Consider the following 21,104-nt stretch of genomic DNA (forward strand, 5'->3'; position numbering starts at 1 on the left):
GGCGCTCAGATCAGACCGTTCTCGTAGGCGTAACGGATCAGGTCGGTATTGGTGTGCACGCCGAGCTTGCGCATGGCGACTGTCTTCTGGCTGGAGATGGTGCTGACCGAACGCCCGAGCTTGGCGGCGATGACGTTGAGCTGCATGCCCTGCGCATAGAGCCTGATCACTTCCAGTTCACGCATCGTGAGATCGGTGGCGGGGGCATCCACCATCGCCGCGTTGTCGAGGATCGCGCGTATGGATGGCGAGTAGTAGCAGCTGTCGCTGCTCATGACATGGGCGCAGGCGCGCAAGGTCTCATCGAGCTCGTCTTCCTTGCTGACAAAGGCGCGCGCCCCCAGCCTGATGGCGCGCCGGATGATCGCCGCATTCGACTGCGCGCTGACCACGACGATGCGCGTGCCGCGATGGCGCCGCGCCAGCCGGTGGAGCAGGTTGAAGCCGTCCAGCGTGGCATTGCCGTGGCCCATGCAGAAGTCGGTAATCGCGATGTCGGCCGGCTGCCTGTCGAGCGCCTGCACCAGTTCGGAGCCGCTCGTGCAGGCGCAGGCGACCTCGAAGCGTGCGGATCGCTGCAGGCAATCACGCAGCGCGGTGACGACCAGCGGGTGGTCGTCGGCAACGGCGACGCGTATGAGCGGTTCGTTCATGGCAGGCCTCCGGCACCGGCGCGCGGATCATGGCGACGCGCGCGGTTTCTGGCAGGGGGGAGGGCGGAGCAGGGGTAAGGGGTGCTGCGTTGCGGCCGGCGGGAAGACCCCGGCCGATGCCTACAGTCAAGAAACATTTGACGATGACCTCGGTAATTGTGGACGCCAACCGGCAATGGCCGATTGAGACGAGCTATTGCATCCCTACAATCCCCGAGATTCTGGCTATCTTATATGCGCCGTTGAATCGTATTTCGGCTAGTTTATTTCGCGCTTTAAGGGTCGCCCGATGCTGGCGTGCACGAATGCTGAGGCAGCGCAATCCTGATGTGGCGTGGCAGGCGCGGGCGCGGTATCGGCCTTGCCACCTTGCCGCGTACGCCTAGAATGAATTCGGCAACACGAAGGATGCCTGCCGGCACGTGTGTGCCGCCCGGCGGTGCATGCCCCCACGCCCTTCATGGCGAAGACCGGGCGCAAGCGCTGAACCCCCGAACCAACAACTCACGGCGAGTCGATGCATGCCACCGGCATGCCATCCGTTTTTTTTGTGTCGCGCGCCCTGCGTGACGCACGCTCCCGCTGCGCGCATGCGGCGATCTCATGACCTGACGGAGGATGCCATGGCTACGAGACCGTTTTCCGATTTTTCCCCGGAGGAACAGCAACAGTTCGCGCAGGTATGCAGGCAGATGGGCATGGTCCCGGACGACTTCGACATCACCGACGAAAGGAATGGCGATGCGCTGCGCCGCATCAGCGTGCGCCGGCTGAGCACGGACGCTGGCAGTGCCTATGAAGCCGGCGCGGGTGGCGAATGGGTCGAGGAATTCGAGAGCGATCTCGAATGCGGCCTGTTTGGCCGGGTGACCGTGTAGCGGATAGCGGAACGCGCCGGCGCTCAGGCGGCGGCGCCCGCCGCCTTGCGGTCGAGATCGCGGTGATACATGGTGTGGCGGTACAGGCCATAGCAGCTGGTTGCCGTGAAGCCGAGCTGCTGCACGAACAGGCCATAGGTGCCCGTCACCAGCGCAAAGACGCTCCAGACCAGGTTCGAGCACAGGTACGCGATCCACCCCCAGCGCGACGCGCGGTTGTGCAAGGCCACCAGCAGCGACCCGCTCATGGCCAGGGCGCAGCCTGACCATTCAAGTCCGTTGAGCAGATTGGGAACGATTTGCGGGGCGAAATCCATGTCGCGTGTCTCCTGATTTTGTGTTCATTTTTTGCATACAATCGGCCGCGAACTTTAGCGGGGAACGCAGGCGTGTGCAAGTGTTTTCAGGTTTGCATGGAAGGTTGGAATCTGCGGCGCAAGACCCGTATTGGCCGCAGGACCGTCAATTCGCGAACAGATTGGGACAAAGCTGGAACTCAGGACCGGCCGCGATCGGCGGCGCGCGCCACCACCGACGCACCGGCGCTCAGTTCCTTGAGCAGCGCAAGCGATGCCTGGCCGGCGGTGCAGAACGGGTCCAGCTCCGAGCGCGCCGAGAATTTGAGCAGGGTGGCGGTGTTGATGCGGGCGGCGTTGACATGGCCCATGGCCCAGCCGGCGAAATCGCGCTGGCAGATGTCTTCGAAGTGCAGCAGCACGATGTCATGGTGGCGCGGATCGCGCGTGATCGCCTGGAACAGGTGGGACACCTCCTGGCGTTCGCCCTCCAGCGCTTGCAGGAAGACGCCATTGCCATGGCACAGCACGCCGGTGATGCCATGGCGCGGGTTGCGTTCCAGGGCGGTGGCCAGGATGGCGTCGAGCATGGCGGCGTCGATTGCCTGGCGGGCGCGGCTGGCATAGAGCAGGCGGACGAGCATGCGGCGGCTCCGGATGGTGGCGCTATTTGCCGTTGCGGTTGAGCAGCGCGAGGAACTCCCGGCGCAGGCTGCCGTCCTTCAGGAAGGAGCCGCGCATCACGCTGTTGGTCATCTTGGCGTCGGTATCGCGCACGCCGCGCCAGTGCATGCAGAAATGCTCGGCCTCCATCACGATGGCCAGGCCGTCCGGGTTCATCTTCTCCTGCAGCAGGTCGGCCACCTGGGCCACGGCTTCTTCCTGGATCTGCGGCCGGCACATGATCCACTCGGCCAGGCGCGCGTACTTGGACAGGCCGATCAGGTTGGAATGCTGGTTCGGCATCACGCCGACCCACAGCTTGCCGATGATCGGGCACAGGTGGTGCGAACACGCGCTGCGCACGCGGATCGGCCCGACGATCATCAGTTCGCTGAGCTGCTCCACATTCGGAAACTCGGTCACCGGGGGCGGCTTGGCGTAGCGCCCCGCGAAGATTTCCTTCAGGTACATCTTGGCGACGCGGCGCGCGGTTTCGCGCGTGTTGTGGTCCTGGTCCACGTCGATCACCAGCGCGCGCAGCACCTCTTCCAGGCGTGCCTGTACTTCTTCCTGGAGCGCGTCGAGCTCGCCCGGCTCGATATAGCGGGCGATGTTGTCGTTGGCATGGAAGCGTTCCCGCGCGGCCAGCAGGCGCGAGCGGATGCGATCCGAAATGGCGGACGATAAGCCGGACTCGCCGCGCGCCGGACTGGCGCCGCCAGAGGTCTTCTTCGCGCCGTGATGCGCCGCGTCCTTGTCTGTCATGGAGAGCCGCTTCAGTGTAGGAAAAGGGCGGATGGGTGCTGCCCGCCCCGAGCCGGCCAGCGTGGTGCACCGTGCTTCACTATATGGCAGATGTCCGGCCCCCACAACCTGAGGCAGAGCCGGCAAGCGATGCCCGGTGCACACCGCGCAAGGCCTCCGTGAATTGTTGATGACAACGCTAAAGTGCGGCACGCAAGCCGCCGACAAGCGCACATAATGCCCGAACCGCGGCGCCTGACCGGCAGCGGTTCTTCCGCCCGACGGGGTATCTTCCAGGGACCACCGAGTGATCTTGCCGATTGCGTTTCCGTGCAGCAGCCTGATGTTGCTTCATGTCGCCACGGTGCCGCTGCCCCAGCCGACGATGGAAGCGGGGGTGGTGGAGCATCACAGCCGCGCCGTGCGCGTCAGTGCGCCGCGCCTGCGCTGGGAGGCAGCGCTGTCCCAGCGCGCCAACCCGGTCCGGTTCGGCCCCCACGACTGAAGCCGCGCCAGGCGGCCGGCGGCGCTCAGCGTGCCAGCGCGAGTACCGCCAGCGTCGGCACCATGGCTGCCGGCATGACAATGGCGCCGAGCCGCAGGAACTGGCTGGCACTGACCATATGGCCGTCGCGGCGCAAGGCGGTCAGCCAGAGCAGCGTGGCCAGGGAGCCGGTCGCCGACAGGTTCGGTCCGAGATCGATACCCACCAGCACCGCGCCGGTCACGGCATCGGACGCATGACCGGCCGCCAGGGCCGATGAGGCGATCAGCCCGGCCGGGAGGTTGTTGGCGACATTGCCCACCAGCGCCACGGCACCGCCGATCCCCAGCAATCCGCCGAGGCTGTCGCGCTGCGACGCCGCCTGGATGACCCCGGCAAGCCAGTGGATGACGCCGGTATGCTCCAGCGCCGCCACCATCACGAACAGGCCAGCCACCATCGGCAGCACGCCCCACGAGATTTCCCGCAAGGCCGGCCCCAGCAGGTCGCGCCGCGTCGCGCACACCACCAGCAGCGTGGCCACGCCGGCCGCGCACGTGGGCCAGCCCAGGTCGCTGCCGCGCAGCGAGGCCACCAGCAGCGCCAGCCCGGTCAGCACGATGCCAAGCGCGGTCAGCCATGCCTGCAGGCTAAGCGGCGGCACCGGCACGTCGGCGTCGATCCGTTCGGCCAGCGCCGTGCGCTGTGTCCAGTACAGCGCCGCCAGCGTGGCCACCACGGCCACCAGCGATGGCAAGGCAAAGTGGGCCAGCCAGCCGGCCAGCGGCGGCATGCGCGTGCCGAAGATCACGAGGTTGGCCGGATTGGAAATCGGCAGCACGAAGCTGGCCGCGTTGGCGATAAACGCGCAGGCGAACAGGTGCGGCAGCGGATTCCTGACCCTGGCCGCGCGCGTGGCGGCCAGCACCGCCGGTGTCAGCACCACGGCGGTGGCATCGTTGGACATGAACGCGGTGACCAGCGTGCCGAAGCCGTAGACCAGCAGGAACAGCCTGCGCGACGAGCCGCGCGCGCGCCGCACGGCCAGTGCGGCCACGTGGTCGAACAGTCCGGTCTTGCGCGCCAGTTCGGAGATCACCATCATGCCGGCCAGGAACAGGTAGACATCCAGGCCACGCGCGACGGCGGCCCATGCGTCGGGCACGGCCAGCAAGCCGCTCAGGCAAAGGATCAGGGCGCCCGCAACGGCCCAGAAGGCCTCGGGCAGGCGCAGCGGGCGCATCAGCACGCCAGCCGTAGTGAGGGCGGCGATCGACCAGATCCATACCGCGCTGACGCTAGACATTGTGGTTCTTGTTGTTGGAGGGTTGGAAGGGGCGGGGACTAAAGGCTCGTCCGGTTGTCGCCGCGCGGGGCGGGCTGGCCGGGCAGGCCCACGGCTTCGCTGTTCACGGGGGCGGCGGAAGCATCCTGTGCCGAATCGGACGCGACTGGCGGCGCGGGGAAGCCGAGCGAGGCGATCCCCTTGCCTTCGGCGTATTCGGCATACATCCAGTCGCCCGTGCTGCGCACCACGCCGGACGGGGGCGCGGCGTCGGCCATCGGGATGCCTGCGAGGCGGCCTTCCATATACGACGCCCACATCGGCAACGCGGTGGTGGCACCGAATTCGTGGGCGCCCAGGCTGTGGTTGTCGTCAAAGCCCATCCATGCCACCGTGACCACATTGCCGGCGTAGCCGGCGAACCAGCCGTCGGCGGCGTCGTTGGTCGTGCCGGTCTTGCCCGCGATGTCCCCGCGGTGCAGGTAGCGGCGCACGCCGGCGCCGGTGCCGTCGTCCACCACGCTGCGCAGCAGGCTGTCCATCACGAAGGCATTGCGCTCGCTGATGACGCGCGGCGGCTGCGCTTCGGTATCCGCGGCGAACAGCACCTTGCCGTCACTGTCGGTAATGCGCGAGATCAGGTACGGCTCGACCCGATGGCCATGGTTGGCGAATACCGAATAGGCGGCCGCGAGCCGCAGCGGCGATGTCGTGCCGGCGCCCAGCGCAAGCGGCAGGAAGCGCGGCAGCCGCCTGGGCGAAAAGCCGAAGCGGCTGGCGAACTCCACCGCGTACGGAATGCCGATGGCCTGCAGCGTGCGGATGGCCGGCAGGTTGCGCGAGTCCGCCAGCGCCTGGCGCACCGTGACCGCGCCCAGGAAGCGGCCGTCGTCATTGGACGGCTGCCAGCGCGAGCCGTTGTCCAGCGGCGCGTCATTGATGAGCGTGCCCGGCGACATGCCGCGCTCCAGCGCCGCCGCATAGATGAACGGCTTGAAGGTCGAGCCCGGCTGGCGCAGCGCCTGGGTCGCATGGTTGAAGCGGTTCGCGCCGAAATCGGCGCCGCCGACCAGGGCCTCGATCGCCCCCGTGTCGCCTTCCAGCGAAACCAGCGCTGCCTGCGGGGCGCTGTCCGGACCGGCGATGCGATGCCGCTGCCCGTAGCCGTCCAGCCCGCGCCGCACGGCGTCGTACGCCATGGTCTGCCGCACGGACGACACCGTGGTGTAGACATTGAGGCCGCGCGTGTAGGCTTCATCGCCGAACCGGTCGCGTGCGAGCTGGCGCGCGAGTTCGGCGACATATTCGGCGTGTCCGGCGAACTGGCCGGCACTGTCGGGGGCAATATCAAGCCGGGCGGAACGCGCTTCGCGGTACTGGTCCTGGCTGATCATGCCCAGCGCCAGCATCCGTCCGAGCACGTACTCCTGCCGGCGCTTGGCGCGCGTGAAGTTCGCCACCGGGTTCATGGTGGATGGCGCCTTGGGCAGCCCCGCCAGCATGGCGGTTTCGGCCAGCGAAAGCCCGTCCAGCGGCTTGCCGAAATACGCGTGGGCCGCGCTGCCGAAGCCGTAGGCATGCTCGCCCAGGTAGACCTGGTTCATGTACACCTCCAGGATGCGGTCCTTGGAGAGCGTATGGTCGATCTTCCAGGCGAGCAGGATTTCGTACCACTTGCGCGAAAGCGTCTTCTCGCGCGACAGGTAGAAATTGCGCGCCACCTGCATGGTGATGGTGGAGGCGCCCTGCGCATAGCCGCGTCCCAGGTTGGCCAGCGCCGCGCGGAAGATGCCCGGGATATCGATGCCGTCGTGCTCGTAGAACTGGTCATCCTCGGCGGCCAGCAGCGCCTGCGTCATCTGGCGCGGCATCTTTTCGAACGGGATGAATTCGCGGTGCTCGCTGCCGAATTCGCCGATCTGCACGTTGTCGCTGGTGAAGATCCGCAGCGGTACGTCGGGGCGGTACTCGCGCAGGGCATCGACGGGCGGGAGTTGCCGCAGGCTGACCACCGCGGCGAAACCGGCGAGCAGCACGCCGGCTGCAGCCAGCGCCAACGCGGCGCCACCTGCCTTGACTGCAAATTTTTTCATGCGCGCATTCTAGCGGAACCGGGCAAGCGGAAGCGGCACACCGGTCTCGTCGTGGTCTGGCGGCGCTGCGCGCGGGGTATCCGGGAGCGGGGCATGCTGCACCTGGCGCGCAAAGTCGCAAAGTGTCAGCCAGGTTTCCTGGCGCTCGACGATGCTGAAGTGATCCGTGCCGTGCATCGTCTGCAGCGTCACGGGTCCGGGCCACGCCGCGACAAGCCGTTCGGAGCAGGCATGCGGCACCACGTCATCGGCCTCGGCCAGCAGCACCTTGGTGCTCTGCACCACTTTTTTGCAATGTGAAATGGAATCGAAATGGTGGCGCATCAGCTGCCGCAGCGGCACGAAGGGGAAGCGCTGGCGCACCAACTCCAGCATCGAGTCATAGGGCGTGATGAGCTGCAGGCTTTCGAAATCCTGCAGGTCGGCGAGCTGGATGGCCACGCCCGTGCCCAGGCTGCGGCCCACGACGTGGGCCCGCGTGCCGGGAAAGACGCGGCGCAGGTGCAGCAGGAACTGGCTGGCGTCCGCGACGGCAGCGGCTTCGGAAGGCTGGCCGTCGGAATGCCCGAGGCCGCGGTAATCGAATGTGGCGAAGCCCATGCCTAGCGGGATCCAGCGCGCAAATTGCAGGGTGTCGAGCACATCCTCGCCGCGGCCCGGCAGGTAGAACAGGAGGTCCCGCACCGTGTCGCCCGGTGCATGGTAGATGTAGCCGCGCAGTACGCCGCCCGGCACCAGGTGCGAATAGCCGACGATGCCGTCGGGCAAGTCGCGCGGCGGACGGCGGCGCGCGTCGAATAGCAGGCGCGCCTGGTTGACCGTGAGGTAGGTCCAGTAGCAGGCAAAACCGCCCGCGGTCACCAGGGTGGCGGCCAGCGCGCGGCGCATGAGGGATGACATGTCTGGGTCCCGAATCCGTGGCGCTCGGGGGCGCCCCACGTGGAGCCTAACCGATTTTTGCGCAAGTCGAGGCGCGTTCCCCTGCCAGCCCGTTCAGTTCTTGTACGATACGGCTCATAACGCCGCGCCACCCCAGAGCGCCGGCAGGAGCCCAAGGCATGAGTGAACAGAAGCACGAACAATTGCGCGCCGAGGAGGCGCAGGCTATGCAGCGTGTGGTCGATGCGACCCGTCAGGTGCAGGTCGCCTTTGCCGCCCTGCAGTCCCAGTATCCCCCGGAGGGCAGCGGCAAGCCGTCCAAGATGGCGCTGCAGACATTCGACGCCGCGCTGCAGGCGCTGGAAGACGCCCAGGCGACCTTCGATGAAATCCTGAACGACCTGCTTGACGAGGAGCGGTAGTCGCGCGTCGTGAAGGCGCAATCCCCGGGCAGCGTCGTTGTCGCGGACTCCCGCCGAGGTCGCGTGCGTGACTGGGAGGCGGGCCGGATCCGCCAGGCGCTGGAGCGCCATCGCGGCAACATCAGCCCGGTAGCGCGCGAGCTGGGGGTGTCGCGCAATACGATCTACCGGCGCCTGCGCGGCGCATCGTGGCGCGGGACTACGGGGCAGTACTGCGGTGCGCTCCTACAGCGCAGGCTGCATGGCCAGCAGCGCGGCCTCTTCGTCGCTGAACAGTTCCGAGCGCGTCAGGAAACGCTGGCCGCTTCCGCTCTCCAGCGAGAACATGCCGCCCGCACCGGCCACGACATCGATCACCAGCCGCGTGTGCTGCCAGTACTCGAACTGCGCGCGCGTCATGTAGAACGGCACGCCACCGATCTCGCCGAGGCGGACGTCGGCATCGCCGACGATCAGGTCGCCGGCGGCGAAGCACATCGGCGCACTGCCGTCGCAGCAGCCGCCGGACTGGTGGAACATCAGCGGACCATGCCGCGCGCGCAGCGCGCCGATCAGCGCCAGCGCGGCGGGCGTGGCGACGACGCGTGGCACGGGACTGCCGGTTTCAGCGTGGGCTTGCGGCATGGTCGCTCCCTCAGCGCGAGAAATCGAGCACCACGCGGCCCTCGACCTTGCCGTCACGCAGGCGGCCGAGCACATCGTTGACGTCTTCCAGCTTTGCGGTCGACACCGTGGCCTTCACGTCGCCGTGCGCGGCGAAGTCGAGCGATTCCTGCAGGTCGCTGCGCGTGCCGACGATCGAACCGCGGATGGTGATGCCCTTGAGCACGACGTCAAAGATCGGCGTGCCGAAATCGCCGGGCGGCAGCCCGTTGAGCGCGATGGTGCCGCCACGCCGCACCATGCCGATCGCTTGCGAGAACGCCTTGGGCGAGACCGCGGTGACCAGCACGCCATGCGCGCCGCCGATTTCCTTCTGCAGCCACGCGGCGGGGTCCGTGTCGCGCGCATTGACCGCCACCTCGGCGCCGAGCCGCCGCGCCAGGTCGAGCTTGGCGTCGTCGATGTCGACCGCGGCCACGCGCAGGCCCATGGCCCGTGCATACTGCACGGCCACATGGCCCAGCCCGCCGATGCCGGAGATCACCACCCACTGGCCCGGACGCGTGTCGGTGACCTTCAGGCCCTTGTACACGGTGACGCCGGCGCACAGGATCGGCGCGATCTCGACAAAGCCGACCTTGTCAGGCAGCAGGCCCACGTAGTTGGGATCGGCCACGACGTACTCACCATAGCCGCCGTTGACCGAGTAGCCGGTGTTCTGCTGTTTCTCGCACAGGGTTTCCCAGCCTTGCAGGCAGTGCTCGCAATAGCCGCAGGCGCTGTACAGCCACGGAATGCCGACGCGGTCGCCTTCCTTCACGCGGCTGACGCCGCTGCCCACGGCGGATACGTAGCCGACGCCTTCATGGCCGGGGATAAAGGGCAGGGTGGGTTTGACCGGCCAGTCGCCGTCGGCGGCGTGCAGGTCGGTATGGCAGACACCGGAGGCCTCGATCTTTACCTGGACCTGACCGGGGCCGGGTTGCGGCACGGGCACTTCATCGATCGTGAGCGGGGCGCCGAAGGCGCGCACCACCGCAGCTTTCATCATCGCTGGCATATCGACTCCTGGTTGGATGCGGTGCCCGCAGAGGCGGGCACCGACGCGATCATGGCACGCGTCTGGCGGACCGGGAATGCAATTTTTCCGCCAAAACGCGATGCCTTGCCCATCGTCAGAAGAAGCCGAGGGCGTTCGGGCTGTAGCTGACCAGCAGGTTCTTGGTCTGCTGGTAGTGGTCGAGCATCATGCGATGGTTCTCGCGGCCAATGCCGGACTGCTTGTATCCCCCGAATGCGGCATGCGCGGGATACGCGTGGTAGCAGTTGGTCCACACGCGGCCGGCCTGGATGCCGCGGCCCATGCGGAACGCGCGCGCGCCATCGCGCGTCCAGACGCCCGCGCCGAGGCCATAGAGCGTGTCGTTGGCAATGGCCAGCGCTTCCTCTTCATCCTTGAAGGTGGTGACCGACACCACCGGCCCGAAGATTTCCTCCTGGAAGATGCGCATCTTGTTGTGGCCCCTGAACACGGTGGGCTTCACGTAGTAGCCGCCCGCCAGGTCGCCGTCGAACTGGTTGCGTTCCCCGCCCGCCAGGCATTGCGCGCCTTCCTGGCGGCCCAGGTCGATGTAGGACAGGATCTTCTCGAGCTGCTCGGCCGACGCCTGCGCGCCGATCATGGTGCCCTTGTCGAGCGGATGCCCCTGGCGGATCGCCGCCACGCGCTTGAGCGCGCGTTCCATGAAGCGGTCGTAGATCGATTCCTGGATCAGCGCGCGCGACGGGCAAGTGCAGACCTCGCCCTGGTTCAGCGCGAACATGGCAAAGCCTTCGAGCGCCTTGTCGAAGTAGGCGTCGTCGGCGGCCAGCACATCCTCGAAGAAGATGTTGGGCGACTTGCCGCCCAGCTCCAGCGTGACGGGGATCAGGTTCTGCGATGCGTACTGCATGATCAGCCGGCCCGTGGTGGTCTCGCCGGTGAACGCGACCTTGCTGATGCGCGGGCTCGAGGCCAGCGGCTTGCCCGCTTCCAGGCCAAAGCCGTTGATGACGTTGAGTACGCCCGGGGGCAGCAGGTCGCCGATCACCTCCATCAGCACGAGGATGGACGCAGGCGTCTGCTCGGCGGGCTTGAGCACCACGCAGTTGCCCGCGGCCAGTGCCGGCGCGAGCTTCCACGTGGCCATCAGCAGCGGGAAGTTCCACGGGATGATCTGCCCGACCACGCCGAGCGGTTCGTGGAAATGGTAGGCGATGGTCTCGGCGTCGATCTCCGAGATGCCGCCTTCCTGCGCGCGGATGCAGCCGGCAAAGTAGCGGAAGTGGTCGACGGCCAGCGGCAGGTCCGCGGCCATGGTCTCGCGGACCGGCTTGCCGTTGTCGATGGTTTCGGCCACGGCCAGCAATGTCAGGCTGGCCTCGATGCGGTCGGCGATACGGTTCAGGATATTGGCGCGCTCGGTGGTCGAGGTGCGGCCCCAGGCCGCCTTGGCGGCGTGCGCGGCGTCGAGCGCGGCATCGACATCTTCCTGCTTCGAGCGCGGCACGCGCGTGAACGGCTTGCCGGTGATCGGCGTGATGGCTTCGAAGTACTCGCCGCCTGCCGGTGGCACCCAGGCGCCGCCGATATAGTTCTCGTACTGCTGCTTATAGGGGTTGCTGACGCCCAGCTGGGCGATCTCGGCCATGTTCATGTCTCGCTCCGTCTTGTGAAATCGTTGGGGCACGGCGATGCGCCGCGCGCGAGGCAGATATCGCAAGAGGTGTGCCGGAGCCGGGATCGGCGGCGAAACTGGCGTGGATGCGAGGGTTTGGAGGTGTCTGGTGCCGGCGCTGTGGCGTCAGCTGTGCCAGTGTGGCGGGACTGCTGTGCCACGCTGGCGCAGCTGTTCCAAAACGGAACAGTGGTCTCGCGGCTGCGTCAGCGCGGCTGGAACACGAGGATGGCCATGCCGAGGAACGCAACGCCGACGCCCGCAAGGTCCCATGCGCTGGGACGCAAGCCATCGACCAGCCATAGCCAAAGCACGGCCACGCCGATATACACGCCGCCGTAGGCCGCATACACGCGCCCCGAGGCATCGGGATGCAGGGACAGCAGCCATGCGAACAATGCCAGCGACAGCGCGCCCGGCAGCAATACCCAGGCGCTCGCGCCCTGGCGCAGCCACAGGTAGGGCAGGTAGCAGCCAACGATTTCGGCAATGGCGGTGAGCAGGTAGAGCGCGATGGTTTTCATGCGGCAGCGTGGTCTCGGGCCAGGTGCCGCACTGGGTAGTCGCGGGACTGGGACTCGATGATCAATCGCGCAGTATACGGGCACGCCTGTCTCCGTCTGGCCGTCGGCTGGCCTATGCTTGGATCGAAGATTCTTCGACTGATCAGGAGATGGCGATGTCCCTGCGCTTGCTGCGTGCCGTACTGGCTGCCGGCATTCTGGCCATGTCGGTCACCACAGTGTGTGCCCAGGGCACAGTGCCGCCACGCGTCCAGAGCTATCCAGTGCCGGCCGGCGCGCATCCGCACGACGTTGCGCCTGCGCCCGATGGCGCGGTGTGGTACACGGCCCAGAGCACGGGCGAGCTTGGGCGGCTGGACCCCGCAACGGGCAAGACCATCCATATTGCCCTCGGCGAAGCGTCCGCGCCGCATGGCGTGATCATTGGACCCGATGGCGCTGCATGGGTCACGGATGGCGGTCAGAATTCGATTCTCCGGGTCGATCCCGGGAACCATGGCGTCAAGCGTTTCCCGCTTCCGTCGGGACAGGCCAATGCCAACCTGAACACCGCGGTGTTCGATACGCGGGGACATCTGTGGTTCACCGGGCAGAATGGGGTCTATGGCGAACTCGATCCGGCCAGCGGCCGCATGCGCATGTTCGACGCGCCCCGCGGGCGGGGTCCGTACGGCATCGCCGTCACGCCGCGAGGCGATATCTACTTTGCTTCGCTGGCCGGTGACTACATTGCCCGCATCGATACGGCCTCCGGTGCCGCGCACGTCATGATGCCGCCTTCGCCACGGTCCGGGCCACGCCGCATCTGGTCGGACTCGAAGGGCGTGCTATGGGTCAGCGAATGGACCGCGGGCAAGCTTGGCGCCTACGATCCCGGCACGGGGCGCTGGCGGGAATGGACGCTGCCTGGCGCCAGCCCCCATGCCTACGCGATGTATGTGGATGAGCAGGACAAGGTATGGCTCAGCGACTGGGGCAAGAACGCCGTCCTGCGCTTCGACCCGCAGACTGGCCGGTTCGAGACCTTCGCCAGTCCGAGACCGGATGCCAATGTGCGCCAGATGCTGGGGCGTCCGGGCGAGGCCTGGGCGGCGGAATCCGGCACGGATCATCTGTTGGTGTATCGCTTCGGCGCTGGTGCGGCTAGATGAGTGTTTTCGTCAGCGAGCGGACTGCGCGTCAGGTGACTGTCAGGTAACGGTAACAAGATTGCGCACCTCACCTGCGCCGCCGGTCGCCCCCATACGTATCCACGATGATCATCGTGCGGTCCAGCACTCCCTGGTCGTCGAAGTAGACACTGAAGTGCGCGGGCTGGTATCCGCTTGCATAGAGCCGGTACGACCATGCCTCTCGCTTCATCAGCGGGTAGTACTGGACCGGCTCGCGCGGCATGCCGAAGCGTTCGGCGATGTCGCGCTTGGTCCATACGCCGGGCCTGGCTTCGTAGATTTCTTTCTCGGTCAACATCTGGCGGAAACTGGCGAGCCTGCCGTTACCATCAAAATCGGCGGCGTAGACCTCGAACCCGAGCGGCTGGTGCGAATAGATCCAGCGCACGCTGCCGTCGGCGAGCTTGTAGACCTCCGTGGGTTCGCCGAATGTCTCGCGCACGGAGCTTTCGGGGCTACCGACCATTTTCTGCGCGGTCTGGATCGGTTGCAGGGACGCACAGGCGGACAGCGCGAGCGCGGTGCATGCCACCCAACTGGCTACGCGATAGGCCATGGCCATTCTCCATTGCCGAATGGTGGTGTTTTTCGGCGGATACCCGATTCAAGCATAGTCGCCAACATTCCGGAATCCGCCCCTGCGCCGCCATTGTGTTCCATAAACAAAATACCCCGCACATGGCGGGGTATCAGTTCGTGACTCGGCTTCCCGGGAGGGGGCAGGCTTACTGCGGGCCGAGCTTGCGGATCAGCGCGTCGAGCTGCGCCATTTCCTCTTCGTTCAGGTCCGTCAGCGGTGCGCGCACCGGGCCTGCGTCGTGGCCGACCAGGCGGGCGCCGGCCTTGACGATGCTCACCGCATAGCCCTGGCGGCGGTTGCGGATGTCCAGATAGGGCAGGAAGAAGTCGTCGATCAGGCGGCCGATGGTGGCATGGTCATCTGCTGCAACAGCGCGGTAGAAATCCATCGCGGTGCGCGGGATGAAATTGAACACGGCCGACGAGTACACCGGCACGCCCAGCGCCTTGTAGGCCGCGGCATAGACTTCCGCGGTCGGCAGGCCGCCCAGGTAAGCCAGGCGGTCGCCCAGCTTGCGGCGTACGCGCACCATGGCTTCGATCTCGCCGACGCCGTCCTTGAAGCCGATCAGGTTGGGGCAGCGGTCTACCACGCGTTCCAGCAGGTCGGCGCCGATGCGCGAGTTGGCGCGGTTGTAGACGATCACGCCGATGTTGACCGCCTTGCAGACTTCTTCGATGTGGTTGGCAATGCCTTCCTCGCACGCTTCGGTCAGGTAGTGCGGCATCAGCAGCACACCCTTGGCGCCCAGGCGCTGCGCTTCCTGCGCATAGGCGATGGCCATGCGGGTCGGGCCGCCGGCGCCGGCCAGGATAGGCACCTTGCCGGCGCAGGTTTCCACCGCGGTCCGGATCACATTGGAGTAGTCGTCCGGCGTCAGCGAAAAGAACTCGCCAGTGCCGCCCGCGGCGAACAGCGCCGATGCACCGTAGGGTGCCAGCCATTCCAGGCGCTTGACGTAGGTCTCGGGGCGGAAGTTGCCTTGCGCGTCGAAGTCGGTGACTGGGAAGGACAGCAGGCCTTCGGAAATGATCTGCTTCAGTTCTTGCGGTGTCGTCATGTCTCTCATCCTGGGCCGAGGCCGGCAATTTGATGATGGATAGGGCAGGGCGGTGTTCCGCAGTCCTGCAGTGGTGTTATCAATGTACGTCATCGTACAACTAGAGATCGAAGAAGACAAGAGGGAACGTCACGATGCTGGGGAAAACCCCGTGTGTGGACACGCTGCAGCCTACCTGCGCGGCTATGAAGATTGCCGGGAATCCCATGGCTTGTAAGGAAATTCGAAAGGCGGTAATGAAAGAAATGCGGCGATTTCAGGGTAAACGCGCACTACGATCTACGGGTCGTCTCCTTATAATTCAAGTCATATGACGACATATCTCAGTTGGCCTTTGACGGGTTTGCTGGCATATGGCCACAGGAGACCCGATGAACGCAAGCCATACTCCCACTGCCACGACGGCCGCTGCCGGCAGTGCAGCCGCCGCGCGCCGCACCAATGTCCGCTACTGGATCCTGGCGATGATCTTCATCGTCACCACGGTCAACTATGCCGACCGTGCCACGCTGTCGATCACCGGCCCCGCGATGCGCGAAGCCTTCGGCTTCAGTGCCGTGCAGATGGGCTATATCTTTTCCGCCTTCAGCTGGGCCTATGTCATGGCGCAGATCCCCGGCGGCTGGTTGCTTGACCGCTTTGGCGCGCGCCGCATCTATGCGGTCAGCATCTGCCTGTGGTCGGTATTCACGCTGCTGCAGGTCTGGGTGGGCGTGTTCGCCTCGATGGGCGCGGTGATGACGGCGCTGTTCATGCTGCGCTTTGCCGTGGGCCTGGCCGAATCGCCGGCCTTTCCGGCCAATGCCAAGGTCGTGGCGAGCTGGTTCCCTACGGCCGAGCGCGGCACGGCTTCAGCCATCTTCAACGCCGCGCAGTACTTCGCGGCGGTGGTGTTCACGCCGCTGATGGCATGGGTGACGCACAGCTGGGGCTGGCACCACGTCTATATGTGGATGGGCGTGTTCGGCATGGCGCTGGCCGTGCTGTGGCTCAAGGTCATGCGCAGCCCGGCCGATCATCCGGCGGTCAATCGCGCGGAACTCGAGCATATCGAGCAGGGCGGCGGCCTGATCCACATGAATGAAGGGGCAGGGCGCGCCACCGGCAAGGCCGCCGCGCCGGCGGGCTGGTTCTATGCGCGCCAGCTGCTGAGCAACCGCATGCTGGCGGGTGTGTATCTCGGCCAGTACTGCATCAACGTGCTCACGTACTTCTTCCTGACCTGGTTCCCCGTGTACCTGGTGCAGGCGCGCGGCATGTCCATCCTCAAGGCAGGCTTCGTGGCGTCGCTGCCGGCGATCTGCGGTTTCCTCGGCGGCGTGCTGGGCGGCATGATTTCGGACGCACTGCTGCGCCGCGGGCATTCGCTGACCATTGCCCGCAAGGTGCCCATCGTGGCCGGCATGCTGCTGTCGGTCAGCATGATCGCCTGCAATTATGTCGATGCCGAATGGCTGGTGGTCGGCTTCATGGCACTGGCCTTCTTCGGCAAGGGCATTGGCGCGCTGGGCTGGGCCGTGGTGGCGGACACCGCGCCCAAGGAAGTCATCGGCCTGGCGGGCAGCATCTTCAATACGTTCGGCAATATCGCCGGCATCGTCACGCCGATCGCGATCGGCTATATCCTGAGCGTCACCGGCTCGTTCAACGGCGCGCTGGTGTTCGTCGGGGTCCACGCACTGGTCACGGTGCTGAGCTACCTGGTGATCGTCAAGGACATTCGCCGCGTGGAACTCAGGCACCCGCAATAACCGCAGGAAACACAGCATGTCCGAACATGATTCGCGCGGCCCGGCCGCCCAGCCGGTCCAGGCGCCGCTCTATATCCGCATCCATCCGGCAGACAATGTGGCCATCGTGGCCAACGACGGCGGCCTGCCGGCAGGCGCCGAGTTCCCGTGCGGGCTGGTCCTGCAAGAGGCCGTGCCCCAGGGGCACAAGGTCGCGCTGTCGGACCTGAAGCAGGGCGCTGCGGTGATGCGCTACAACGTGGTGATCGGCTACGCACTGAAGGACCTGCCGCGCGGCAGCTGGGTCAACGAACGCGTGATCGAGATGCCGGTGGCGCCGGGCCTCACCGACCTGCCGGTCGGCACGCGCCTGCCGGCGCCGCTGCCGCCGCTGGAAGGCTATACCTTCGAGGGCTTCCGCAATCCGGATGGGTCGGTCGGCACGCGCAATATCCTGGCCATCACCACGACCGTGCAGTGTGTGTCGGGCGTGGTCGAGCATGCCGTGCGGCGTATTCGCGAAGAGTTGCTGCCGCGCTATCCCAATGTCGATGACGTGATCGGGCTGGAGCACACCTACGGCTGCGGCGTGGCCATCGACGCGCCCGATGCCGTCATCCCGATCCGCACCCTGCGCAATATCGCGCTCAATCCCAACTTCGGCGGCACCGCGATGATGGTCAGCCTCGGCTGCGAGAAGCTGCAGCCGGACCGCCTGATGCCGGCGGGCACCATCCCGATCCAGACCGGCGCGGGCGAAGTGCAGGTCGGCGTGGTGTGCCTGCAGGACGAGCAGCACGTCGGCTTTGCATCGATGATCGCGTCGATCATGACGATGGCCGAGGCGCACCTGGAGCGCCTGAATGCGCGCCGGCGCGAAACGTGCCCGGTGTCGGAACTGGTGGTCGGCGTGCAGTGCGGCGGCAGCGATGCGTTCTCCGGCGTGACGGCCAATCCGGCGGTGGGGTTTGCCACGGACCTGCTGGTGCGCGCCGGCGCCAGCGTGATGTTCTCAGAGGTCACCGAAGTGCGCGACGGCATCGACCAGCTCACCGCTCGCGCCGCCACGCCTGAAGTGGCCGAGGCGATGATCCGCGAGATGGCCTGGTATGACCGCTACCTCGAACGCGGCCGCGTGGACCGCAGCGCCAACACCACGCCTGGCAACAAGAAGGGCGGCCTGTCGAACATCGTGGAAAAGGCTATGGGCTCGATCATCAAGTCGGGCAGTGCGCCGATCACTGGCGTGCTGTCGCCGGGTGAGAAACTCAAGCAGAAGGGGCTGATCTATGCGGCCACCCCCGCGAGCGATTTCATCTGCGGCACGCTGCAGCTGGCCGCCGGCATGAACCTGCACGTGTTCACGACCGGCCGCGGCACGCCTTATGGCCTGGCCGAAGTGCCTGTCATCAAAGTCGCCACGCGCAGCGACCTGGCGCGGCGCTGGCATGACCTGATGGACGTGAATGCCGGCCGCATCGCCACCGGCGAAGCCACCATCGAGGATGTGGGCTGGGAACTGTTCCACCTGATGATCGACGTGGCCAGCGGCCGCAAGAAGACGTGGGCGGAGCACCACAAGTTGTATAACGCGTTGGCGTTGTTTAATCCGGCTCCGGTGACCTGACTTGGGGCGCCGGCCGGGCGATACGCCCGCTGGGGTGGACGGCTGCAATGGCCGATTTGCTGCCGTTCGACCAAGGGAAGGCGTTGGCCGTAGCCGGGCCAGGAGCGGCCCTTCACGCATTTTCCATTGCGACCACTCGGGCGGCCGCCCTTGGCCCGCCGTTGCAGGCCTATTCGAGGCAACCAGTTGGCGCGGAGCGAGCGAACTGCGAAAGGCTGGAGCAGCTCGCTCCGCGCCTGCAGGCCCAGCCTTCGATGGCGGGAGCAGGTCCCGACCCGTCGGGTACCAAAGCGGAGCGGTGGCTCTGCGATGTCGCCAGCGGCCGACCGCTCCGAGAGAAGTTCGCCGGCGCTGCGGCGAATCAGTGCCTGCCCTGCATGCATGGCACCGCGGTCTCGAAGGCTGACGTCGACATGTAGCGGCCCGCCGGGTAATAGTCGCCCATCACCTCGCGCTCATCGCCCGGCTTTGAGATGGCCTGTACCGCATGGGGAAAGTCCTTCGTCCCAAGCATGTGCCGCAGTTGCACCACCGAGACATCGGCGTCGCCAGCGCCATCCCCGTCATCTGCCATTGGCAGCCAGGCAATGCCGCATTGTGCGATTGCATTGCTCGGACGGTCTTCCTTGCGGCTCACCACGATAGTGTAGAAGCCATCCGGACCAACCGGCACCTGCTCATCATAGACGCAGCCATTTACCCGTGTATTGGCAAAGCCCTGGTTCGAGCACATGGACCAGTACCTGAGTTCGCCCGTGCCCATCACCGCATCCCCGTTGGCGGTGCGCGGCGCAGTTGGCGCCTTGCCGCGAATGACGAACACCTTGCCCAGCTTGCGGTTGACGATGGTGCGGATGTACTGGTTGTCGAGGTTCGGATAGAAGCCCCCAGTACTCTTCTTTGGGCTAGCCAGCGGTTTCCCGGTGTACAGGCTGTAGAGATATTCTCGGTCGTACTGGATATACCAGGTGGGCGGGTTGGTTGCCGGATACGCAGGCTGATTCTTCTCCCTGCCTACCTCCCTGGCGATGGCAACAAGTTCGCGGTATTTCTCCCTCGGGACCGCGAGCGCTGCCGGATCGATCTGCATCGGCTGCTGGGCGCGCAAGGCAGGACACGCCGCATCACCCCTCAGCACCCGGCCGTCCGCGAGTGTCAGCACGGGAATGGGCAGTCCGACGCCTCCAGTCTCGTCCATTTGCTTGTCTCGCGCATAGATGCGATAGAGGAGTTGCTGTTGACCGGATCCATACTTCGGGGCGTGCAATGTTGTGCGCTGCTGCCCGAGCAGGTTCATGCCCACAGGCTGGTCGGCCGGAGGCGCTGCGTCAACTACCGTCAGCGAATATCCTCGTGCTTCAGCATTGCGATTTGCCCCGGGCAGGAAGGGATTCACCGCACCCGCTGCGGGCCTGATTAGATAGTCGGCAATCGATTCGACAGGAACGCCGGCGCCGTCATAGCTGATCAGCGACATATACCGCGAGTGCGGAAAGTTGCCTTCAATGGAAAGCCTGGCGCCCTCGGGAATTGAGAACGTCGCGCTCCAGTAAAACGTGGCGGCATCAGGGTATGCGATATTAATGTACGGATCGGCACTGACCGGACCACGCGACCAGAAGCAACTGCGCGGGCCGGGAGCCACATTTTTGGCAACATCGGCGACCGCAGCCCCATCGGACCTCGACGGCCGCGATTGCGCGGCTACCGTGCCAACTGCGCCGCAGGCAGCGGCAAACGCCAGTGCCATGGCGATTCGGCGGCGGACTTGATGGCATGCGGCCGAATTGACCGATCTCGAACCAGAATGCTGTTTCACGACTCGTCTCCTTGCTGTTGTCAGGCGTTCCGGCCAGCATGGCCAGACTGGAGGGCATGCTACATTTGAAGGGCCCTGCCACTTGTCGCCCAGGCGACAACTCATCTCGTTTCTTGTCCATGCCCACCCCTGGTGACTTCACTGATCAAGAACTCCGACGCATCCTTGTAAGCAATGCGTGGTTTGCGAATCTGCCCACAGCCTTGCAGGACAAGCTCATTTCCCGCGGGACAGTGCGCACCTTCACCAAGAGGGCGGTGATTTCCGCGCAGGGAAGTACGCCTAAGGCGATGGGCGCTGTGCTGGAGGGCCACGTCCGCGTTACGCGCGTGCTGGTTGGCGGCGAGGAGAACCTCTATCACGTAGGGGATCCCGGCTTCTGGTTTGGCCCATTGGCACTGATTACCAATGCGAGGACCACCGTGGCAGTGATAGCTGACACGGACGTCCGGATATTCTTGCTTTCCAAGGCGCAATTCGAGCGAATCGCAATGGAAGATCCGATCTTCTACCGCTATCTCGCACTGTTCATTGCGCAGCGCTATGCCAGCATGCTGCGCTACATCTCGGATTCAAAGCTGATTTCACCGGAAGAGCGTGTTTGTTCAAAGCTGGCGGAATTGCTGCAGCTACAGAGCCCTGGCAATGGACAAGTTGGTCCTGTCACCGTCAAGGTGTCCCAAGTGGACCTGGCTGCAATAGTCGGCGTGTCGCGCCAGACGTTGAATGAGCTTTTGAAGAAACTAGAGAGGCGCGGGTTGATCGAGATTGCGTTTCGAAGCATCCGGGTGGTGAATCCGGTGCTGTTGCGGGGCAACGATGACTACTGGTAATCATATCGTCCACAGGTAACGCCGATCCTTGGCTTCGTTACC

Annotated in this window: 21 protein-coding genes and 1 pseudogene; 8 read left to right on the top strand and 14 right to left on the bottom strand. The window is 65.6% G+C overall.

All coding sequences use genetic code 11. The features are described 5' to 3' along the window. Positions 1-5: 5 nt before the first annotated feature. The gene (locus AC3FKH_RS15910) at positions 6-653 is read right to left on the bottom strand and encodes a response regulator (RefSeq protein ID WP_488676848.1); all 648 of its coding nucleotides are present in this window, start codon (positions 651-653) and stop codon (positions 6-8) included. 623 nt (positions 654-1,276) lie between these two features. Here AC3FKH_RS15910 and AC3FKH_RS15915 point away from each other — a divergent pair. After that, on the top strand, positions 1,277-1,531 hold the full coding sequence (locus AC3FKH_RS15915; RefSeq protein ID WP_483712005.1) for a hypothetical protein: 255 nt from the start codon (positions 1,277-1,279) through the stop codon (positions 1,529-1,531). A 23-nt stretch (positions 1,532-1,554) separates the two neighbouring features. Here AC3FKH_RS15915 and AC3FKH_RS15920 read toward each other — a convergent pair whose 3' ends face one another. The 3 genes from AC3FKH_RS15920 to folE all read right to left on the bottom strand — a co-directional run bounded on the left by AC3FKH_RS15920 (position 1,555) and on the right by folE (position 3,255). Beyond that, complete coding sequence (locus AC3FKH_RS15920; RefSeq protein ID WP_483712004.1) at positions 1,555-1,848, bottom strand: nicotinamide mononucleotide transporter; 294 nt, start codon at positions 1,846-1,848, stop codon at positions 1,555-1,557. 179 nt (positions 1,849-2,027) lie between these two features. Next, positions 2,028-2,471, bottom strand: a complete 444-nt coding sequence (locus AC3FKH_RS15925) for a BLUF domain-containing protein (protein ID WP_488676849.1) — start codon at positions 2,469-2,471, stop codon at positions 2,028-2,030. A gap of 22 nt (positions 2,472-2,493) precedes the next feature. Beyond that, positions 2,494-3,255 carry a GTP cyclohydrolase I gene (gene folE / locus AC3FKH_RS15930; RefSeq protein WP_488676850.1) on the bottom strand — a complete coding sequence of 254 codons (762 nt, stop codon included), beginning with the start codon at positions 3,253-3,255 and terminating at the stop codon, positions 2,494-2,496. 322 nt (positions 3,256-3,577) lie between these two features. Between folE and AC3FKH_RS15935 the strand changes: the two genes are divergently transcribed. Then, complete coding sequence (locus AC3FKH_RS15935) at positions 3,578-3,739, top strand: arsenite efflux pump ArsB (protein ID WP_488676851.1); 162 nt, start codon at positions 3,578-3,580, stop codon at positions 3,737-3,739. A gap of 25 nt (positions 3,740-3,764) precedes the next feature. Here AC3FKH_RS15935 and AC3FKH_RS15940 read toward each other — a convergent pair whose 3' ends face one another. Genes AC3FKH_RS15940 through AC3FKH_RS15950 form a run of 3 tightly spaced genes read right to left on the bottom strand, consistent with a single transcriptional unit; the run spans position 3,765 to position 7,996 of the window. Then, positions 3,765-5,024 carry an arsenic transporter gene (locus AC3FKH_RS15940; protein ID WP_488676852.1) on the bottom strand — a complete coding sequence of 420 codons (1,260 nt, stop codon included), beginning with the start codon at positions 5,022-5,024 and terminating at the stop codon, positions 3,765-3,767. 38 nt (positions 5,025-5,062) lie between these two features. Beyond that, on the bottom strand, positions 5,063-7,096 hold the full coding sequence (locus AC3FKH_RS15945) for a penicillin-binding protein 1A (RefSeq protein WP_488676853.1): 2,034 nt from the start codon (positions 7,094-7,096) through the stop codon (positions 5,063-5,065). A gap of 9 nt (positions 7,097-7,105) precedes the next feature. Continuing rightward, entirely contained in the window at positions 7,106-7,996 is an 891-nt protein-coding gene (locus AC3FKH_RS15950) for an alpha/beta hydrolase (RefSeq protein WP_488676854.1), read from the bottom strand. A 158-nt stretch (positions 7,997-8,154) separates the two neighbouring features. Here AC3FKH_RS15950 and AC3FKH_RS15955 point away from each other — a divergent pair, with 158 nt between their 5' ends. After that, positions 8,155-8,397 (top strand): hypothetical protein, encoded by a 243-nt coding sequence (locus AC3FKH_RS15955; protein ID WP_483732642.1) that lies wholly within the window; start codon positions 8,155-8,157, stop codon positions 8,395-8,397. Between the two features lie 60 nt (positions 8,398-8,457). After that, positions 8,458-8,577 (top strand): annotated as a pseudogene (locus AC3FKH_RS15960) (helix-turn-helix domain-containing protein); the annotation flags it as partial. 45 nt (positions 8,578-8,622) lie between these two features. Here AC3FKH_RS15960 and AC3FKH_RS15965 read toward each other — a convergent pair. From AC3FKH_RS15965 to AC3FKH_RS15980, 4 genes are all read right to left on the bottom strand, one after another. Next, the gene (locus AC3FKH_RS15965; protein WP_488676855.1) at positions 8,623-9,021 is read right to left on the bottom strand and encodes a DUF779 domain-containing protein; all 399 of its coding nucleotides are present in this window, start codon (positions 9,019-9,021) and stop codon (positions 8,623-8,625) included. A 10-nt stretch (positions 9,022-9,031) separates the two neighbouring features. Further along, on the bottom strand, positions 9,032-10,060 hold the full coding sequence (gene adhP, locus AC3FKH_RS15970) for an alcohol dehydrogenase AdhP (RefSeq protein ID WP_483732639.1): 1,029 nt from the start codon (positions 10,058-10,060) through the stop codon (positions 9,032-9,034). A gap of 115 nt (positions 10,061-10,175) precedes the next feature. Beyond that, entirely contained in the window at positions 10,176-11,696 is a 1,521-nt protein-coding gene (gene adh / locus AC3FKH_RS15975) for an aldehyde dehydrogenase (RefSeq protein ID WP_488676856.1), read from the bottom strand. A gap of 227 nt (positions 11,697-11,923) precedes the next feature. After that, complete coding sequence (locus AC3FKH_RS15980; RefSeq protein ID WP_488676857.1) at positions 11,924-12,241, bottom strand: YnfA family protein; 318 nt, start codon at positions 12,239-12,241, stop codon at positions 11,924-11,926. Positions 12,242-12,396: 155 nt separating this feature from the next. Between AC3FKH_RS15980 and AC3FKH_RS15985 the strand changes: the two genes are divergently transcribed. Next, the gene (locus tag AC3FKH_RS15985; protein ID WP_488676858.1) at positions 12,397-13,392 is read left to right on the top strand and encodes a Vgb family protein; all 996 of its coding nucleotides are present in this window, start codon (positions 12,397-12,399) and stop codon (positions 13,390-13,392) included. Between the two features lie 67 nt (positions 13,393-13,459). Here AC3FKH_RS15985 and AC3FKH_RS15990 read toward each other — a convergent pair whose 3' ends face one another. After that, entirely contained in the window at positions 13,460-13,969 is a 510-nt protein-coding gene (locus tag AC3FKH_RS15990) for a hypothetical protein (protein ID WP_488676859.1), read from the bottom strand. A 169-nt stretch (positions 13,970-14,138) separates the two neighbouring features. Beyond that, positions 14,139-15,053: a 5-dehydro-4-deoxyglucarate dehydratase gene (kdgD, locus tag AC3FKH_RS15995; RefSeq protein ID WP_488676860.1), complete on the bottom strand. Its 915-nt coding sequence runs from the start codon at positions 15,051-15,053 to the stop codon at positions 14,139-14,141. Between the two features lie 371 nt (positions 15,054-15,424). Between kdgD and AC3FKH_RS16000 the strand changes: the two genes are divergently transcribed. Both AC3FKH_RS16000 and garD read left to right on the top strand, forming a co-directional pair. Beyond that, positions 15,425-16,804, top strand: a complete 1,380-nt coding sequence (locus AC3FKH_RS16000) for an MFS transporter (RefSeq protein ID WP_488676861.1) — start codon at positions 15,425-15,427, stop codon at positions 16,802-16,804. A gap of 16 nt (positions 16,805-16,820) precedes the next feature. Beyond that, the gene (gene garD, locus AC3FKH_RS16005; protein ID WP_488676862.1) at positions 16,821-18,410 is read left to right on the top strand and encodes a galactarate dehydratase; all 1,590 of its coding nucleotides are present in this window, start codon (positions 16,821-16,823) and stop codon (positions 18,408-18,410) included. A 361-nt stretch (positions 18,411-18,771) separates the two neighbouring features. Here garD and AC3FKH_RS16010 read toward each other — a convergent pair whose 3' ends face one another. After that, positions 18,772-20,229: a hypothetical protein gene (locus AC3FKH_RS16010; RefSeq protein ID WP_488676863.1), complete on the bottom strand. Its 1,458-nt coding sequence runs from the start codon at positions 20,227-20,229 to the stop codon at positions 18,772-18,774. A 38-nt stretch (positions 20,230-20,267) separates the two neighbouring features. Here AC3FKH_RS16010 and AC3FKH_RS16015 point away from each other — a divergent pair, with 38 nt between their 5' ends. Next, complete coding sequence (locus AC3FKH_RS16015; protein WP_488676864.1) at positions 20,268-21,062, top strand: Crp/Fnr family transcriptional regulator; 795 nt, start codon at positions 20,268-20,270, stop codon at positions 21,060-21,062. Positions 21,063-21,104 lie beyond the last annotated feature (42 nt).

The sequence above is a fragment of the Cupriavidus sp. 21MJTG02-4 genome (genome assembly GCF_057798975.1).

What these genes read in the sequence shown, in the direction of transcription:
- AC3FKH_RS15940 (WP_488676852.1), bottom strand. Translation starts at nt 5,024, where the DNA reads ATGTCTAGCGTCAGCGCGGTATGGATCTGGTCGATCGCCGCCCTCACT.
- AC3FKH_RS15990 (WP_488676859.1), bottom strand. Translation starts at nt 13,969, where the DNA reads ATGGCCTATCGCGTAGCCAGTTGGGTGGCATGCACCGCGCTCGCGCTG.
- AC3FKH_RS15955 (WP_483732642.1), top strand. Translation starts at nt 8,155, where the DNA reads ATGAGTGAACAGAAGCACGAACAATTGCGCGCCGAGGAGGCGCAGGCT.
- AC3FKH_RS15945 (WP_488676853.1), bottom strand. Translation starts at nt 7,096, where the DNA reads ATGAAAAAATTTGCAGTCAAGGCAGGTGGCGCCGCGTTGGCGCTGGCT.
- folE (WP_488676850.1), bottom strand. Translation starts at nt 3,255, where the DNA reads ATGACAGACAAGGACGCGGCGCATCACGGCGCGAAGAAGACCTCTGGC.
- AC3FKH_RS16000 (WP_488676861.1), top strand. Translation starts at nt 15,425, where the DNA reads ATGAACGCAAGCCATACTCCCACTGCCACGACGGCCGCTGCCGGCAGT.
- AC3FKH_RS15910 (WP_488676848.1), bottom strand. Translation starts at nt 653, where the DNA reads ATGAACGAACCGCTCATACGCGTCGCCGTTGCCGACGACCACCCGCTG.
- AC3FKH_RS16015 (WP_488676864.1), top strand. Translation starts at nt 20,268, where the DNA reads ATGGCCAGACTGGAGGGCATGCTACATTTGAAGGGCCCTGCCACTTGT.
- AC3FKH_RS15925 (WP_488676849.1), bottom strand. Translation starts at nt 2,471, where the DNA reads ATGCTCGTCCGCCTGCTCTATGCCAGCCGCGCCCGCCAGGCAATCGAC.
- garD (WP_488676862.1), top strand. Translation starts at nt 16,821, where the DNA reads ATGTCCGAACATGATTCGCGCGGCCCGGCCGCCCAGCCGGTCCAGGCG.
- AC3FKH_RS15985 (WP_488676858.1), top strand. Translation starts at nt 12,397, where the DNA reads ATGTCCCTGCGCTTGCTGCGTGCCGTACTGGCTGCCGGCATTCTGGCC.
- AC3FKH_RS15935 (WP_488676851.1), top strand. Translation starts at nt 3,578, where the DNA reads ATGTTGCTTCATGTCGCCACGGTGCCGCTGCCCCAGCCGACGATGGAA.
- AC3FKH_RS15950 (WP_488676854.1), bottom strand. Translation starts at nt 7,996, where the DNA reads ATGTCATCCCTCATGCGCCGCGCGCTGGCCGCCACCCTGGTGACCGCG.
- AC3FKH_RS15980 (WP_488676857.1), bottom strand. Translation starts at nt 12,241, where the DNA reads ATGAAAACCATCGCGCTCTACCTGCTCACCGCCATTGCCGAAATCGTT.
- kdgD (WP_488676860.1), bottom strand. Translation starts at nt 15,053, where the DNA reads ATGACGACACCGCAAGAACTGAAGCAGATCATTTCCGAAGGCCTGCTG.
- AC3FKH_RS15920 (WP_483712004.1), bottom strand. Translation starts at nt 1,848, where the DNA reads ATGGATTTCGCCCCGCAAATCGTTCCCAATCTGCTCAACGGACTTGAA.
- AC3FKH_RS15965 (WP_488676855.1), bottom strand. Translation starts at nt 9,021, where the DNA reads ATGCCGCAAGCCCACGCTGAAACCGGCAGTCCCGTGCCACGCGTCGTC.
- adhP (WP_483732639.1), bottom strand. Translation starts at nt 10,060, where the DNA reads ATGCCAGCGATGATGAAAGCTGCGGTGGTGCGCGCCTTCGGCGCCCCG.
- AC3FKH_RS15915 (WP_483712005.1), top strand. Translation starts at nt 1,277, where the DNA reads ATGGCTACGAGACCGTTTTCCGATTTTTCCCCGGAGGAACAGCAACAG.
- adh (WP_488676856.1), bottom strand. Translation starts at nt 11,696, where the DNA reads ATGAACATGGCCGAGATCGCCCAGCTGGGCGTCAGCAACCCCTATAAG.